Origin of the sequence: Bradyrhizobium valentinum (assembly GCF_001440405.1) — a bacterium.
Lineage (GTDB): Bacteria > Pseudomonadota > Alphaproteobacteria > Rhizobiales > Xanthobacteraceae > Bradyrhizobium > Bradyrhizobium valentinum.
Genome location: NZ_LLXX01000052.1, coordinates 27,045 through 42,372, shown reverse-complemented (window position 1 = coordinate 42,372; position 15,328 = coordinate 27,045). Strand labels below are relative to the sequence as shown.

Sequence of the window (15,328 nt, the reverse complement as noted above, 5' to 3'; positions counted from 1 at the left end):
CGCCACCACAGGATGGCGGTCGCGCGGCAGGTAATCCGAATAGGCCGCGCGCACCGCGCCGAGGATGAGCTTGTCGCGCACCGGGCGGCCGTTGACGAAGAGATATTGTCCGAGCGCATTGGCCCGGGTCAGCGAGGGTGCTGCGGCAAACCCATCGACCACAACGCTTTCCCGCTCCGCGCGCACCTCGATGGCGGAAGAGCGAAAATCGCTTCCCAGGATATCGCCGAGCCGCGTCAGCCGCCCCGCCGCGCCGGGCAGCGCCGCGGCCCAGGTCACTGGCGCGCGTTCTTCGCCGGCGAGCGTGAAGGCGATGTCGGGCCGCGCCATCGCGAGCCGCCGCACCACTTCGCGGATCGCTTCGGCCTCGGTGCGGTCGGTCTTGAGGAATTTCAGCCGCGCGGGCGTCGCGTAAAACAGATCGCTGACCTCGACGCGGGTGCCCTGCGACAGGGCCGCCGGCATGATCTCCGATTTCACGCCGCCTTCGACCGACAACGACCAGGCGTGCGGCTCGCCGGCGTGGCGCGTGGTGATGCCGAGGCGAGCGACCGCGCCGATCGAGGGCAGGGCTTCGCCGCGAAACCCGAGCGTGCGAATGCGTAAGAGATCCTCGTCATCGAGCTTGGAGGTAGCGTGACGGTCGACAGCGAGCGCAAGATCGCCATAGGTCATGCCGCTGCCGTCGTCGGTGATGCCGATCCGTCGCCGGCCGCCGCCGTCGGTGAAGATGTCGACGCGGCTGGCGCCGGCATCGATGGCGTTTTCGACGAGTTCCTTGACCACGCTCGCAGGACGCTCGACCACCTCGCCGGCGGCGATGCGGTTGACGACTTGTTCGGGGAGTTGGCGGACGGGCATGAGGTCTCGGATCGATTCGAGGCTGGTGGGCGATTTTAGGCGGCTACCGCATCAAATGCATGTATCAAAATATTTTTACGGAACTTTTCCGAAGATACCGAGGCATCGCATATGCGGTTGGCGTGTGGCCAAGGATTCGCAAAATTACCTCGAAATCCCTGCACGATCACCACATCGCGCGGCTTGCATGGCGCGCGCGCCGTTCGCGGATAACGACTGATCCGGCGATGAACATGTTCGGGTTTTGAACGGCGCCTGAAGAAGCCGAACTGTTCGTCGCCAACAAACCTTGGAGAAATGGATGAAGTTAGCGAAAACCTCGGCGATCGCTGTTGCAATCTCGGCCCTGCTTGCTGGTCCGGTACTCGCGCAAGGCGTCTCATCCGACCCGCAGATCCGCGGCGGTGCAAAGGGCACGACCCAGATGCAGGGCGGAGCGTCAGGCAGCGTCGATGAGGACATGGATGCGCGGGCGGGAGCACCCGGCCAGAAGGCCGGCGCGACCGCCAAAACCGGTGCTGGCGCCAAGGGTACGGTCGGCGCCGGCAGCACAGCGCCCAAGGCCCCCGGCGCCGCTGGCGGTGCAGCGACGGGCCGGTAAACCCGCCCCTTCGTCGGGTTTCTCTTCTGAAACCAGAAACTCCGGCCGCGCGGCGGCCGGAGTTTTTTATGTTTTGGCAAATGACGCGCGAACCGAAAGCCCGACCGGGCGGCTCTATCGGGGGAGAACGCTGATGTTCTCTCGCTGAATCGAAAGGAGCTGCTATGTTTTATCGCAAGAATTTGCCGGGATGGGAGCGGGCCATGCGGTCGGTCGCGGGTGTTGGAATGATCGCGTATGGGCTGCTCGGCATGCCCGCCGGCTATCTGATCGCGGGTACTGGCGTGATCGCAGTCGCAACCGGATTTTTCGGATTTTGTCCGATGTGCGCCATGGTCGGCCGCAGGCTGCCGTCGCCATGACCGCGTTGGCTGGAACAAGCCGCTGCGATCCTTCGCTGGTCGAAGCCGCGCGCGGCGGGGACACTGCGGCGTTGGTCGCGCTGATCGCAGCAGCCCAGCCTGATATCCGTCGTTATGCCGCGCGCACTTGCCGCGCGGCCGATATCGACGACGCGGTTCAGGAAACGCTGTTGCTGCTGTACCGGCGGGTCGGCACGTTGCGCGCAGTGACGTCGTTTTCGGCGTGGCTGTTTGCGGTCGCGCGCCGCGCCTGCCTTCGCCTGCTGCGCCGGGCGACGGGACCATCGGAGGCGCCCGCGGACGATGTGGAGGCGCGCCTGGTGCATCTCGCGCCCGAAGACATTCGCATCGATCTTTCGCGCGCCATCCAGTCGCTGCCCGATCACTACCGCGAGGTGATCCTGCTGCGCGACATCGAGGAATTGTCGATCGACGAAATCGCTGATGTTCTCGCTTTGACGCGCGAAAGCGTCAAGGCCCGCATTCACCGCGCGCGAATCATGATCCGGGAGTATCTGATCCGGGATTGATGCCGCGCCTGCGCTGTCAGTCGTCGAAGCGCGCAGTGTTGCGCTTCGCCTTGATGTCGCTGCGGCGCTTCTTGCCTTCCAGCCTTCGCTGCTTCGAGCCGAAGGTCGGCTTGGTTGCTCGCCGCGGTATCGGCCTTACCATGGCTTCGCGTAGCATTTCGAGCAGCCGATCGACGGCGTCAGCCCGGTTGCGTTCCTGGGTACGGAAGCGCTGGGCGTGGATCACGATCACGCCCTCCTTGGTCATGCGCTGGCCGGCAATCCGGTTCAGCCGCAGGGCCGCGTCCTCCGGCAGCGTGATCTTGCGCGTGTCGAAACGGAGCTGGGCCGCGGTCGCGAGCTTGTTGACGTTCTGCCCGCCCGGGCCGGAGGCGCGGACGAAGCCGATCTCGATGTCGTTCTCGTCGATCGTGAGGTCGCGGGAAACCCGCAGCATGGCGTTCACCGGAGCGTAGGAAGAATCGCCGAGCACCATAGCGGTTTTGCGTTGAGGTTGCTCTGCCGTGCTCTTTCCGTCGGGAGGGGCGGCAAGGGTAAACCACCCACAAGCACTGCCGTCGTGGCCACCCCTCTCCCTAACCCTCTCCCGCAAGGGGAGAGGGAATACAGCGAGTATGCGGCGCCACCGTCGCTCGCAACGACGGCGGCTACCATCAACCACACGGGCGGTTCGCTCCCTCCCCCCTTGCGGGGGAGGGCTGGGGAGAGGGGTGGCCGCGAGTCCGGTGTTTGTTTGGGCTCAGTTCGTCTTTAGCGGGACCGCGGCGGGCTGGGCGGCGGCCTGCGGGGCGCGGCCGACGATGACGGTGAGCAGGCCCTGGTCCCAGAGCTGCTTGGCGACCTTTTTGGCGTCGTCGAGCGTCACGGCGTCGACAAGCGCGTTGCGCTTTTCGATGTAATCGATCGGCAGCTTGTCGAGCTGGTATTGCAGCAGCGCCTGCGCGAGCTTCGAGGAGGTATCGAGCGCCAGCATCTGCGAGCCCTTGAGATACGACTTGGCCTCGTCCAGTTCCTTCTGGGTCGGGCCTTCCTCGGCCATGCGGCGGATTTCCTTCTCGATGGCGTCGACAGTCTCGCCGGCGCGGTCGGCGCGGGTGCCGGTGTTGCCGATGAACAGCGCGGAGCGATCCATCCAGAGCAGGGATTCATAGACCGAATAGGCCAGGCCGCGCTTCTCGCGTACCTCCTTGTAGAGCCGCGACGACGATCCGCCGCCGAGGATGTGGTTCACGACATAGGCGGCCATGAAATTCGGATCGTGGCGGCGAATGCCGGGACCGCCGAAGGTCACCACGGTCTGCGGCACGTCGAGCGGCACGAACGCGCGCTGCGGCGGGCGGGTGGCCTCAACCTCGGCCACCGGCGTCAGGCTGGCCTTGGCCGGCAGTCCGCCGAACGTCTTGTCCAGCAGCTTGCCGAGCGTGTCGGCATCGACATCGCCGACCACGGCGATCCGCAAGCTATCCTTGGCGATCACGCGGCGAACGTAGTCCTTCATATCGGCGACCTCGATCTTCGGCACGCTGTCGAGCGTGCCGTTGCCCTGCCTGCCATAGGGATGATCGCCGAAGGCGACTTCGAGGAACTTGCGGCTTGCCAGCGAGGTCGGGTTGGTGGTGTCGCGGCGCAATCCGGAGAGCACCTGTGCGCGAATACGCTCGACGTCGGCAGTGTCGAAATGCGGCGAGGTCAGCGCCATCTGCAGGAGGTCGAAGGCCTCGTCCTTGTTGTCCTTGAGCATGCGGAGCGAGCCGCGGAAATAATCCCGGGTCGACGAGAAGCTCAGTTCGATGGCGCGGCGCTCGAGCCGCTCGTGAAAGGTTTTTGAATCGAGATCGCCGGAGCCCTCATCGAGCAGGCTGGCCACCATGTTGCCGACGCCGGACTTGCCGGCCGGGTCCTGGGCGGCGCCGCCGCCGAACGCGTACTCCATCGCAATCAGGGGCACGGTGGCGTCCTGCACGAACCAGGCCTCGATGCCGCCAGGTGAGACCAGCCGCTGGATCTTTGCTGCGGCGTGCGACGGTGTCGCCGCCAGCGTCAGCAGCACGGCGCCGGCGATCAGGCCGGATGCGAGGCGCTGCGCGCCAATCGAAAAACGGATCACGAGCGCTTCTCCTCGCGTTTCGCCGTCGTATCCTTGATGAGATAGCCGGTCACCGAGCGTTTCTTGTCGAGCCATTTCTGCGCGGCATCGCGGATTTGTTCGGAGGTGACGGCGCGAATCCGGTCCGGCCAGCTCCTGATGTCGTCGATCGAAAGCCCCGTGGTCAGCGCGCCGCCATACCAGCGCGCCAGCGTGGCCTGGTTGTCCTGGGCGTAGATCGCTTCTGCAATCAACTGGGTCTTGACCCGCTCGAGGTCCTCGGCGCGGACGGGATTCTGGATGACATCTGCAATCACGCCGTCGATCACTTGCTCGATCTGCAAAAACTCCACGCCGGGTTTCGGCGAAACCGAGATCGAGAATTGCGAGGGATCCAGCGAGGTGCCCTGGTAACCGGCGCCGGCGCTGATCGCGAGCGGACGGTCGACCACCAGCGCGCGATAGAGATAGGAGTTGGAGCCGCCGCCCATCAGTTGCGCGAGCACATCGAGCGCCGGGCCTTCGCCGGCCGCAGCGGTCACGGAGGAGGGGACGAGATAATAGCGCCGCAGGCTGGTCTGCTCGACGCGCGGATCGGACAGCGTCACCGCGCGGGGAGCCGCGGGCACCGGCTCCTGCGGACGGATGCGATGCGCGGCAATGGAGGGCTGCGCCGGAATGCCGCCATAGGCCTTTTCCACCATCGGGCGGACTTCCTTGGCGTCGACGTCACCTGCAATCACCAGGATCGCGTTGTTCGGCGCGTAGAAACGCTTGTAGAACGCCAGCGCATCCTCGCGGTCGAGCTTCTCGATTTCCTGGCGCCAGCCGATCACCGGCCGGCCATAGGGGTGATTGAGATACAGCGCCGCCATGATCTGCTCGGTCAGCCGCGCATCCGGATTGTTGGCGACCCGCATGTTGAATTCCTCGAGCACGACATCGCGCTCGGGCAATACGTTCTCATCCTTGAGGATGAGGCCGGTCATGCGGTCGGCCTCGAACTCCATCATTCTCGCCAGTTGTTCGCGCGGCACGCGCTGGTAATAGCCGGTGTAGTCGAGCGAGGTGAAGGCGTTCTCGTTGCCGCCGATCCGCAGCACGGTCTGGGAAAATTCACCGGCGGGATGTTTGGCCGTCCCCTTGAACATCAGATGTTCGAGGAAGTGCGCCAGTCCGGATTTGCCCGGCGTCTCGTCGGCGGAGCCGACCTTGTACCAGATCATCTGCGTGACGACGGGCGTGCGGTGATCCGGGATCACGACGACTTGCAGGCCGTTGTCCAGCGTGAAGCTGGCGGGACGTTCCGACGTGACCGTAGTCTGGGCGAATGCGCTGCCGGTGGAGAAAGCAAACGTCGAGATGAGGGCTATAGCGAGAGAAGCGGCAAAGCGGTGTGCGGACATCATGACCTGTCTGGCGCGCTCATCCCGCAAAACGGGTTACCGGTCTTGCGACGGGAATTCGCGCAAATGTTAGAAGTAACCCGACGAAACCGTTCGGGATCAAACCGCGGCATCGTACACCGCGCCGGTACCAGCAATCGTCACGAAGGCGAGAGATGAGCTTAACTATTCGCCATACTTGCCGGCGGCCGGATTGTATTCCTTGTTGAGCGATTCCTTCGGTCCGGTGCCGTAGGCAAAGTTCGACGACGGCGTCTGGTAGCCGGGCGGAGGCTGCGTCAGCGAATCCCGCGTCGGCTCGCCCTTGAACGGGGCCGTCTCGGTCTTGCTGCCGCCGAACAGGCCGCTGAAGCCGCCGCTATAGCCGAGCTGCGACGGGCTCAGCATCGGATTGTAGTTCGTGGTGCCGGGCTGCACCGGATCGTTGTCCTTGCGCGAGGGCGCCGCGGTCTTGCCCACTGCGAGTTCGGCCGGCGTCAGGATGCGCGCCGCTTCGCGCGGGTCCTTGTTCTCTTTCTTGCGCGCCGCGGCGGCAGCCTTGCGACGCTGCTCGTCGGGGTCCTTTGGCCAGTTCGGCGCCTTCACTTCGGCCGCGGTTGCGGCCGGCGGCGGCAAATCGAGCTTGGGCGGAACCACCAGCGGGGAACGCTCGCGGTAATCGATGCCGCGGTTTTCCATGTTGGTGCCGCCGATGCCGCGCATGATGCCTTCGATGATCTTTTCCTCGAAGGTCTTGTCGTCTTCTTCCTCGTCGTCAGCCGCGCGCACGGGGCCTGCGGCCATCACGAGGCCAATGCCGAGGGTAATGGCGGCGAACCGCAGCGCCCGGCTCAGCGAGCTGGTCTGCAGCATCCAGTAGCGGGCTTCGGTCTCGCGCATCGCGCTGTTCCCATTCACAATTCTTGCAACACACGGGGGCCGGCTTGAGGGGCGTAATGGCTCCATACCGCAGGGGTTCGTATCGGCCGGGATCAGGGCGCTTTTGCGGCGGGTACCCCCAGGAACGAGTCATACAATAGGCCCGCTACCCCGGCAACAATGGCCACATCCGCCAGGTTAAACACATACCAATTGAAGGTTTTTCCCCCGATCTCGAGGTGGAACAGGGCGAAATCGACCACCGCGCCGTGCACGAAGCGGTCGATGCCGTTGCCGAGCGCGCCGCCGATAATCAGGCCGAGCGCCAGCGTCGCCAGCAGGGTGCTGGAGCGCGCCATCCAGATCCCCAGCACGATCACGGCGATCGCCTTGATCGCCATCAGCGCTAGCTGGGCGAACTGATTGTCGCTCTGGAACCAGCCAAAGCTGATCCCGACATTCCAGGCCAGCACCAAGTCGAAGAACGGCGTAACCCTCACCGCGCCGCGATGGGCGAGGTCGAACACATAGAGCAGCCAGAGCTTTGAGGCCTGATCGATCAAGAATGTGACGACCGCGGCAATCGCGCCGGCGCGAAGGTGAGGGGTCACGAAGCGCTCCTTGCCGGACACTTATCTGGCCTTCTTTTTCTTTTTTGCCTTGGTCGCCGGCGACTTCCTTCCCGGCTTCGTAGTCGTCTTTTTCTTCTTTGCCCTCCTGGCCGCCGTCTTTGCTGCCGCCTTCTTAGCCCCCTTCGTTGCCGAAGAAGCTTTCTTGGATTTGGCAGCCTTCTTGGCCTTGGCTTTTTTGGCTACGGCTTTCCTGGCTACGGTTTTTTTGGCCGTGGCTTTCTTGGCTTTGGCCTTCTTGGCATTGGGCTTCTTGGCTTCGGCTTCAACGGTTTTCTCGGCTTCGACGGCCTTGGCCGCTACGACCTTGTTGCCTTTGGCCGGTCTCTTGGCTTCCTCAGCCTCCGAGTTTTCCAAAGTCTTCTTGGCTCTGACCTTCTTGTCGGGCTTGGCAGCCGTCACGTTTCCCGAACCGGGTTGCTCAGAAACCTCCTCTGAGGGCTTCTCCTGTTCTACAGGTTGCTCCTCGATCGGCTTGGCGGGCTCTTCATCAACCGGCTTGTCGCCTTCGATAAGCGCCTTCCATTCGCGCAAGGCCTGCGCATCGCGCGGGGAGACGTCGGGATACTCGGCGTCTTCACCGACGGTCGGCAGGATCTTCCACGAGCGGGCGCATTTGGTGCCCACTGCCTTCTCGACCACAACGGCGACATCAGGAACGTCGGGAAGGGTGAACGCGCTGGCCGGCGCGTCGTCGTTGGTCACCATCGCGTTCGAAGTGATGCAGACTTCAGCCAGGTCAATATCGAACAGCGTGTCGAAGATGCTCTTGTCCGATACATAGACCAGCGGCGAGGCCTCCAGCGATGAGCCGATGTTCTTGGCCGCGCGCTCAAGTTCGAGCGCACCGGTGACGACACGGCGGACGTTGCGAATGATTTCCCACTTCGCGGCGAGCGCATCGTCGCGGAATTCGTCAAAGCCTTCCGGGAACAGGGTCAGGTGCACCGAGGCTTCCGCATCCGGCTTGTACATCCGCCACGCCTCTTCGCAGGTGAAGCTGAGCACCGGCGCCAGCCAGCGCAGGATGGCATCGCAGATGATGTCGATCGCGGTCAGCGCCGCCTTGCGCGTGACCGAGGACGGCGGGTCGCAATAGAGCGCGTCCTTGCGGATATCGAAATAGAACGCCGACAATTCGCTGTTCATGAACGCCGCAAGCGTCGCGACCACCGTCTTGTAGTCGAACTCGGCATAGGCCTGGCGCACGATGGCGGCGCGTTTCGCGAGCTCGTGCAGCATCAAGCGTTCCAACTCGGGCATGTCGGCATGGGCGACAGCATCGGCAGGATCGAAATGATGCAGCGTGCCGAGCATCCAGCGGATCGAGTTGCGCAGCTTGCGATAGGTTTCGATGGTGTTCTTCAGGATCTCCGGCCCGATGCGCTGGTCGTCGGCATAGTCGGTGGCGGAGACCCAGAGGCGGAGGATATCGGCGCCCGAATCCTTCATCACCTTCTGCGGCTCGACGGTGTTGCCGAGCGATTTCGACATCTTGCGGCCGTTCTCATCCAGCGTGAAGCCGTGGGTGAGCACGACGTCGTACGGTGCGCGGCCGCGGGTCCCGGAGCTTTCGAGCAGCGAGGAATGGAACCAGCCGCGATGCTGGTCACTTCCCTCGAGATACATCACGGTGTCTTCGCCGCCGTCGATCTTGCGAACGATGTTGCCGAGGCCCGGAAAATTCTGGCGATCCTCCAGCACGAAGGCATGGGTGGAGCCGGAATCAAACCAGACGTCGAGAATATCGTCGACCTTCTTCCAGTCTTCATCGGCACGCTGCCCAAGGAAGCGTTCACGCGCGCCGTCCATGTACCAGGCGTCGGCGCCTTCCTCCATGAAGGCTTCGACGATGCGCTGGTTGACGATGTCGTCCTGCAGGATTTCGGCGGAGCCGTCGCCTTTCTCGCGCACGAACACGGCGATCGGCACGCCCCAGGCGCGCTGGCGCGAGATCACCCAGTCGGGGCGGCCCGCGATCATGCCGTTGATGCGGTTCTGGCCGGCGGGCGGCACCCATTGCGTTACCGAGATCGCTTTCAGAGCTCGGTTCCGCAAAGTGTCATCGCCGGCCAGCGTCATGGGGGTGTTCACGCCAGCGCCCCAAACCAGCTTGTTTGGAGTGATTGCTTTATCCATCGCGATGAACCATTGCGGCGTGTTGCGAAAGATCACCGGCTTTTTCGAGCGCCAGGAATGCGGATATTGGTGCTTGAGCCGGCCGCGCGCCAGGAGCTTGCCGGCTTCCACCAGCGCCTTGATCACGGCGTCGTTGGCGTCGCCCTTCTCGCCCTTGTCGTTGATGACGCGCCTGCCGGTGAAGCCAGGAGCGTGATCGGTGAAAGCACCGTTCTCGTCGACGGTGTAGGGGATGGCGGTGTTGATGCCGCGTTGATCGAGTTCACGCGCATTTGCCGTCCAGACGTCGAAGTCTTCGCGGCCATGGCCCGGTGCGGTATGGACGAAGCCGGTACCGGTGTCGTCGGTGACATGGTCGCCGGGCAACAGCGGCACCATGAATTCGTAGCCACCGCTAAATCCCTTCAACGGATGGGCACATTCCACGGCGTCGAGCGTATCGCCGGACAGGTCGCGCACCTTTTCATAGGCGGTGACGCGCGCCTGCTTGAATACTTCTGCTGCGAGAGCATCGGCGAGGATCAAGAGATCGCCGGTCTTTGCCCAGTTGTCGGCGGGCGCATCGGTCACCTTGTAAAGACCATAGGCGATCTTCGGCGAGAAAGAGATGGCGCGGTTGCCCGGCAGCGTCCACGGCGTGGTGGTCCAGATCACCACCGACGCCTCGGCCAGCGCGCCATGCGCCGGCGAGGTGACAGGAAATTTCACCCACACCATATCGGAGGTGTAGTCCTCGTATTCGACCTCGGCCTCGGCCAGCGCGGTCTTCTCCACCACGCTCCACATCACGGGCTTGGAGCCGCGATAGAGTGTGCCGTTGGCGGCGAACTTCATCAGCTCACGCGCGATCTGCGCTTCGGCCGGATAGCTCATGGTGGCGTAGGGATGATCCCAGTCGCCGATGAGGCCGAGCCGCTTGAACTCCTCGCGCTGCACGTTGAGCCAGTGCATCGCATAGGCGCGGCATTCTTTTCGGAACGCCACCATCGCGGTGGAGTCGCGGAAGTCCGGCTTCGGCTTGCCCTTGGAGCGGTAGTTCTCTTCCTCGATCTTCCATTCGATCGGCAGGCCATGACAGTCCCAGCCCGGCACGTAGTTGGAATCGAAGCCCAGCATCTGCTGGCTCTTGGTCACCACGTCCTTGAGGATCTTGTTGAGCGCGTGGCCGATATGGATGTTGCCGTTGGCGTAGGGCGGCCCGTCATGCAGCACGAATTTGGCGCGGCCGCGCGCTCCTTCGCGCAGCTTTCCGTAGAGGTCGATCTCGTTCCAGTATTTGAGGATCTCCGGCTCGCGCTGCGGCAGCCCGGCGCGCATCGGGAATTCCGTCTGCGGCAGGAACAGGGTCTTGGAATAGTCGGCAGCTTCGGATTTTTGCAACTTTTGGGACATGAATGCTCTTGTTTGGCTCGAAGACGGCGCTGAAACGCGGGGGAAAGCGGCTGAGCAGGAAAAACCCGGTCTTGCGCCGAGCAGAACGCTCAGGCGGAAGCCGGGCCGCTAATGCTGATGGTGCGCCGCGCAAACATGGGGCTTTTCCATAGCAGCCAGCCGGGAAAATCGCAAAGCCTGCTGGGGGGCGGGGGATCGTCAGGCCTGCCGCGGCCGGGCCGGGTTTCCGGCAACTATGACGCCCGGACCGACATCCCTCGTGACCACGCTGCCGGCGCCGATCACCGCGCCGTCGCCGATCGTGACACCCGGGAGAATGATGGCGCCGCCGCCGATCCAAACGTCGCTGCCGATCCGCACCGGGCGGCCGAATTCAAGGCCGGTCCGCCGCGTCTCGGCATCGCGCGGGTGGTCGGCGGCGTAGATTTGCGTTGCTGGTCCGATCTGGGTGCGGTCGCCGATGACAATCTCGACCACGTCGAGGATGACGCAGTTGAAGTTGAGAAACACCTCGTCGCCGAGCCGGATGTTGTAGCCGTAATCGCAAAAGAATGGCGGACGGATCACGGCGCCGGTGCCGACACGGCCGAAATGGGCCGATAGCAGCGCGTGCCGCTCGGCCACGGGTGCTGCGAGCGCCGCATTGTAGCGCGCGAGCCAGGCTTTGTTGGCGGCGGCATCCGCCTGCAGTTCGGGATCGCCGGGGCGATAGAGTTCGCCCGCCAGCATCTTTTGTTTTTCGGTTTTGCTCAACCGATCGCTCCTAGCTTGGGAAAAGCATCCGGCGCGGCGGCCAGCCGCTCGCGAGCCCGGGCGCTGTCGTCGTCCATCTGCCGGATCAACGCGTCGATCGAGTCGAATTTAAGTTCGTCGCGGATGAAGCCGATGAAGGCAACATCGAGCACGGCGCCATAGAGGTCGTCCTTGAAGTCGAACAGGAACACTTCGAGCAGCGGCGCGCCGTTGTCGAAGGTCGGGCGGCGGCCGAAGCTTGCGACGCCGTCCAGTCGCACCTGATCCTTTCCCTGCCCGCGGCCGACCCGCACCGCATAGATGCCGTGCTTGAGGCTGCAATTCTTGTCGAGGCGGATATTGGCGGTGGGATAGCCGAGATCGCGGCCGCGCTTCTCGCCGTGGATCACCTCGCCGCTGACGAACCACGGCCCGCCGAGCATGGCGGTGGCATCGTCGATCTGGCCCTCCGCCAGCGCCATGCGGATCGCGCTGGACGACACCGGCCGCTCCGCGATGTCGACATGGGCCTGGACGTCGACCTCGATGCCGAGCCGCGGCGCCTCGCTGACCAGAAGGCTCGGCGTGCCGGCACGGCCCTTGCCGAAATGAAAGTCGTAGCCGACGGCAATCCCGCTGACGCCGAGGCGCTCGATCAGGTCATGGTGAATGAAATCTTGCGCCGAGGTTCCGGCGCGGGCCTTGTCGAACGTCATCACTACGGCGCCGGCAAGGCCGGTCGCAGCCAGCAATCGCAGTTTGTTGGTTTCATCCGAGAGCCGGAACTGGGGGCTGTTCGGGCTGAAAAAGGTGCGCGGATGCGGCTCGAAAGTGACCGCGAAAGCCGGCTTGCCATGGGCGCGGCCCATCCGCAGGGCCGCGTCGATCACGGCCCGGTGGCCCAGGTGAACGCCATCGAAATTGCCCATGGCGACGACGGCCCCGCGGGGGATATCGGCGGCAGGGGTGGTGTCTCGGATAACGGTAAAACCAGTGGTCATTTCAGGGATTCTGCACGGATTCTGTACGGATTCTGTACGGATTCTTGGGTCTCGGTGAACGCGGCCGGACCGTGACGCGGTGGCCCCGCCGAAGTCAAGCGGGCGGGTTGGGCCAAAACGGATGCAATCCAGTGCCGCCCGGTTAACGGGCTGTTTAACGGCTGATGCTAGAGGTTGGGGGAGGACTGCGGGTCGCGCAGGCCTGTTGAATATTTGTGGCGTGAGCGTTGAGTGGGGGAAAAGATGGCGGTTGATTTGTCCATGCCGGTTCTGGTGGTTGATGACTACAGCACCATGATCCGCATCATCCGAAATCTTTTGAAGCAGCTCGGCTTCGACAACATCGACGACGCCAGCGATGGTTCGGCGGCGCTGAACAAGATGCGCGGCAAGAAATACGGGCTCGTGATCTCCGACTGGAACATGGAGCCGATGACCGGCTACGATCTTCTCAAGGAAGTCCGTGCCGACCCCAATTTGGCCACCACGCCCTTCATCATGATCACGGCGGAATCCAAGACCGAGAACGTGATCGCCGCCAAGAAGGCCGGCGTGAACAACTATATCGTCAAGCCGTTCAACGCGGCAACGCTGAAGACCAAGATCGAGGCTGTCTTCCCGGACATGGCGACAGCGTAGGGCGCCTGGTCTCCAGCTCGCTCCAATTCTCGTGATGCCCGGCCCAATCCCGGGCATGCTGCGCTCTCATGAGTCCACGCCCTACCAAGTCTTGCGTTTTCGGATGACGTAAAGCCCATTCCTACTTTGCATGGGGTTGTTTTCGCAATTTTGAGTCCGGTGCAGCGATGCACCTACCACCGCAGCTCGCGCATCAGCGCGCGGGGCGGGTGGCCGAACAGCTCCTTTACCGAAGCGGGGTCGAGCTGCTCGATACCCTCGAACTCCTCGGAATGGATGCCGCGGGTGAGGAAAAGACAATCGATTCCGAAGCTGTGCGCGCCGGTGAGATCGGTCCGCACCGAATCCCCGATCGCCAGCACGCGGTCGAGCGAGGTCGGCCGGCCGCGGCGCTCAGCAGCGAGTGCCATCGCGCGCTCATAGATCGGCCGGTGCGGCTTGCCGTAGAAGATCGCCTCGCCGCCGAGTTCGCGATAGAGCTCGGCGATCGCGCCCGCGCAATAGATCAACCGGTCGCCGCGTTCGACGACAATGTCGGGGTTGGCGCAAATCAGCGGCAGTCTATGCTCGCGCGCCTGCAGCATCATCGCGCGATAGTCTTCCGCCGATTCGGTTTCGTCATCGAACAGGCCGGTGCAGACGATGTAGTCGGCCTGCTCGAGCGGCGCCATCACGGCATCGAGCCCGCGATGGATCGAAGAGTCCCGCTCCGGACCGATCCAGAACATCTTCTTGCCGGGATGATCGGCAACGAAATTCCGGGTCAGGTCGCCCGAAGAGACGATGGCGTCGTAGGCTTCGTCGGCGACGCCGAACTTGCGCAACTGGCGCTGCACGGAATCGGCCGGCCGCGGCGCGTTGGTGATCAGGATGACGGTGCCGCCACGCTGGCGATAGGTGTGCAGCGCCTCGCAGGCTTCGGGAAAGGACTCGAGCCCGTTATGCACCACGCCCCAGATGTCGGAGAGGATGACTTCCACGCCGTCCACGAGGTCGCGCAGCCGTTCGACAAACCGCAATGAGGTCATGATTTCGGAAGCCTGCTAGCCCGGTCCCGCGGCGCGGCGCGCCAGCGCGGCATTGCCGGTCGCCCGCATCGCAGGCTCAGCGGCCGGGTTGGCAATGGGAACGGTGTTGCTGGAGCCATTGGGACTGCCGGATTCCTTGTTCGGGCTGGTCCCGCCGGTAGCAGATGCCCCTTCGGGCCGCAACGGCCGCGGCGGCGCAAACAGGAAACCCTGCCCAAACCGCACGTCATAGTCGAGCAGGTCTACCACTGCGCGCTCGCCCTCGATCTTTTCGGCGATCAGGTCGATGCCGAAGCGGCCGAGCAGATCGGAAAGGTCGGAAGGGTGGATGTCCGAGGTCGAGCTCTGCTTGGGATCGAGCAACAATGCCGCCGGCACCTTGATGAAACGGACGCCGCGGTCGGCGAGGTCGCGAGGCTCGATCCGCAAGTCGGTGACATGATCGATCGAGAAGCGGTAACCACGCTGCGACAGCGCCGCGAGGTTCTCGATTTCGGTCGGGCCGAGATGGCGGAACGTCGCCTGCTTGAACTCGAGCACGAAGGATGGCGCCAGCGCCCGATTGGCCTCGAGGAAGTCGAGACATTGCGCGAAATTGGCGGAATTGCCGAGCGTCGCCGCGGAGACGTTGCAGAACACGCCGACGTCCTTGTTGCGCACCTTCAGGCGGCGCAACACCTGGACACAGCGCAACATCACCATGTGGTCGATTTTGCCGATCAGCCCGCCGGATTCGGCGGTGGCGATGAAATCGTCGGCGGTGAGGATCTGGTCCTTGTCGTCGCGCAGCCGCGTCACCGCCTCATAGAAGCGCACCTTGCGCTGCGGCAGCGTGACCATCGGCTGCAGGTAGATGTCGAGCCGGTTTTCCTCGACGGCGTTTTTCACCGCGCCAAGCAGTTGGGGCTGGCTGCGCGAGGCAGATGTTACTTCCGCGGCAATTGCAGCTGTCGCCGGCTTTGCGGCAGCAGCCGGTGCGGGCCTCACGGCAGGCGCAGGCTGTTCCGCGGCGAGCGCCGGCTCGTTCCGCGGTTCGGAATCCGGCCTGCCCGCCGGGGCGGGAG

At 63.9% G+C, this 15,328-nt stretch carries 14 protein-coding genes and 1 pseudogene; 4 read left to right on the top strand and 11 right to left on the bottom strand.

What is annotated here, in order from left to right; translation table 11 throughout:
• The coding region (mutL, locus tag CP49_RS09410; protein WP_156438212.1) for a DNA mismatch repair endonuclease MutL at nucleotides 1-861 on the bottom strand (861 nt) is incomplete at its 3' end.
• A gap of 301 nt (nucleotides 862-1,162) precedes the next feature.
• On the opposite strand from mutL, the gene CP49_RS09400 reads away from it, so the two are divergent.
• The 3 genes from CP49_RS09400 (at nucleotide 1,163) to CP49_RS09390 (ending at nucleotide 2,354) form a co-directional block, all read left to right on the top strand.
• Complete coding sequence (locus tag CP49_RS09400; protein ID WP_057849989.1) at nucleotides 1,163-1,462, top strand: hypothetical protein; 300 nt, start codon at nucleotides 1,163-1,165, stop codon at nucleotides 1,460-1,462.
• Nucleotides 1,463-1,626: 164 nt separating this feature from the next.
• Nucleotides 1,627-1,824: a YgaP family membrane protein gene (locus CP49_RS09395; protein ID WP_057849988.1), complete on the top strand. Its 198-nt coding sequence runs from the start codon at nucleotides 1,627-1,629 to the stop codon at nucleotides 1,822-1,824.
• Nucleotides 1,821-2,354, top strand: coding sequence for an RNA polymerase sigma factor (locus CP49_RS09390; RefSeq protein WP_057849987.1), 534 nt, complete (start codon nucleotides 1,821-1,823; stop codon nucleotides 2,352-2,354). The genes CP49_RS09395 and CP49_RS09390 overlap by 4 nt, the downstream gene beginning before the upstream one ends.
• Before the next feature lie 16 nt (nucleotides 2,355-2,370).
• Here CP49_RS09390 and arfB read toward each other — a convergent pair whose 3' ends face one another.
• The 8 genes and pseudogenes from arfB to CP49_RS09350 all read right to left on the bottom strand — a co-directional run bounded on the left by arfB (nucleotide 2,371) and on the right by CP49_RS09350 (nucleotide 12,597).
• Complete coding sequence (gene arfB, locus CP49_RS09385; RefSeq protein ID WP_057850005.1) at nucleotides 2,371-2,790, bottom strand: alternative ribosome rescue aminoacyl-tRNA hydrolase ArfB; 420 nt, start codon at nucleotides 2,788-2,790, stop codon at nucleotides 2,371-2,373.
• A 303-nt stretch (nucleotides 2,791-3,093) separates the two neighbouring features.
• On the bottom strand, nucleotides 3,094-4,461 hold the full coding sequence (locus CP49_RS09380) for a M16 family metallopeptidase (protein ID WP_420807598.1): 1,368 nt from the start codon (nucleotides 4,459-4,461) through the stop codon (nucleotides 3,094-3,096).
• Nucleotides 4,458-5,849 (bottom strand): M16 family metallopeptidase, encoded by a 1,392-nt coding sequence (locus CP49_RS09375; RefSeq protein ID WP_420807597.1) that lies wholly within the window; start codon nucleotides 5,847-5,849, stop codon nucleotides 4,458-4,460. The genes CP49_RS09380 and CP49_RS09375 overlap by 4 nt, the downstream gene beginning before the upstream one ends.
• Before the next feature lie 162 nt (nucleotides 5,850-6,011).
• Nucleotides 6,012-6,725, bottom strand: a complete 714-nt coding sequence (locus CP49_RS09370) for a hypothetical protein (RefSeq protein WP_057849986.1) — start codon at nucleotides 6,723-6,725, stop codon at nucleotides 6,012-6,014.
• 92 nt (nucleotides 6,726-6,817) lie between these two features.
• Nucleotides 6,818-7,315, bottom strand: a complete 498-nt coding sequence (lspA, locus tag CP49_RS09365) for a signal peptidase II (RefSeq protein WP_057850002.1) — start codon at nucleotides 7,313-7,315, stop codon at nucleotides 6,818-6,820.
• Nucleotides 7,316-7,846: 531 nt separating this feature from the next.
• A pseudogene (gene ileS, locus CP49_RS09360) lies at nucleotides 7,847-10,864 on the bottom strand (isoleucine--tRNA ligase); the annotation flags it as partial.
• Nucleotides 10,865-11,062: 198 nt separating this feature from the next.
• Nucleotides 11,063-11,617, bottom strand: a complete 555-nt coding sequence (locus CP49_RS09355; RefSeq protein WP_057849985.1) for a sugar O-acetyltransferase — start codon at nucleotides 11,615-11,617, stop codon at nucleotides 11,063-11,065.
• Entirely contained in the window at nucleotides 11,614-12,597 is a 984-nt protein-coding gene (locus CP49_RS09350; RefSeq protein ID WP_057849984.1) for a bifunctional riboflavin kinase/FAD synthetase, read from the bottom strand. Before CP49_RS09350 ends, CP49_RS09355 begins: the two co-directional genes overlap by 4 nt.
• A gap of 243 nt (nucleotides 12,598-12,840) precedes the next feature.
• On the opposite strand from CP49_RS09350, the gene CP49_RS09345 reads away from it, so the two are divergent.
• Nucleotides 12,841-13,236, top strand: a complete 396-nt coding sequence (locus CP49_RS09345; RefSeq protein ID WP_057835874.1) for a response regulator — start codon at nucleotides 12,841-12,843, stop codon at nucleotides 13,234-13,236.
• A gap of 173 nt (nucleotides 13,237-13,409) precedes the next feature.
• On the opposite strand, the gene CP49_RS09340 is transcribed toward CP49_RS09345, so the two are convergent.
• Both CP49_RS09340 and CP49_RS09335 read right to left on the bottom strand, forming a co-directional pair.
• On the bottom strand, nucleotides 13,410-14,264 hold the full coding sequence (locus CP49_RS09340; RefSeq protein WP_057849983.1) for a TIGR01459 family HAD-type hydrolase: 855 nt from the start codon (nucleotides 14,262-14,264) through the stop codon (nucleotides 13,410-13,412).
• A gap of 15 nt (nucleotides 14,265-14,279) precedes the next feature.
• On the bottom strand, nucleotides 14,280-15,328 hold a 1,049-nt coding region (locus CP49_RS09335), incomplete at its 5' end, for an EAL domain-containing protein (RefSeq protein ID WP_197423059.1).

What these genes read in the sequence shown, in the direction of transcription:
- CP49_RS09400 (WP_057849989.1), top strand. Translation starts at nt 1,163, where the DNA reads ATGAAGTTAGCGAAAACCTCGGCGATCGCTGTTGCAATCTCGGCCCTG.
- CP49_RS09395 (WP_057849988.1), top strand. Translation starts at nt 1,627, where the DNA reads ATGTTTTATCGCAAGAATTTGCCGGGATGGGAGCGGGCCATGCGGTCG.
- CP49_RS09390 (WP_057849987.1), top strand. Translation starts at nt 1,821, where the DNA reads ATGACCGCGTTGGCTGGAACAAGCCGCTGCGATCCTTCGCTGGTCGAA.
- arfB (WP_057850005.1), bottom strand. Translation starts at nt 2,790, where the DNA reads ATGCTGCGGGTTTCCCGCGACCTCACGATCGACGAGAACGACATCGAG.
- CP49_RS09375 (WP_420807597.1), bottom strand. Translation starts at nt 5,849, where the DNA reads ATGATGTCCGCACACCGCTTTGCCGCTTCTCTCGCTATAGCCCTCATC.
- CP49_RS09370 (WP_057849986.1), bottom strand. Translation starts at nt 6,725, where the DNA reads ATGCGCGAGACCGAAGCCCGCTACTGGATGCTGCAGACCAGCTCGCTG.
- CP49_RS09350 (WP_057849984.1), bottom strand. Translation starts at nt 12,597, where the DNA reads ATGACCACTGGTTTTACCGTTATCCGAGACACCACCCCTGCCGCCGAT.
- CP49_RS09345 (WP_057835874.1), top strand. Translation starts at nt 12,841, where the DNA reads ATGGCGGTTGATTTGTCCATGCCGGTTCTGGTGGTTGATGACTACAGC.
- CP49_RS09340 (WP_057849983.1), bottom strand. Translation starts at nt 14,264, where the DNA reads ATGACCTCATTGCGGTTTGTCGAACGGCTGCGCGACCTCGTGGACGGC.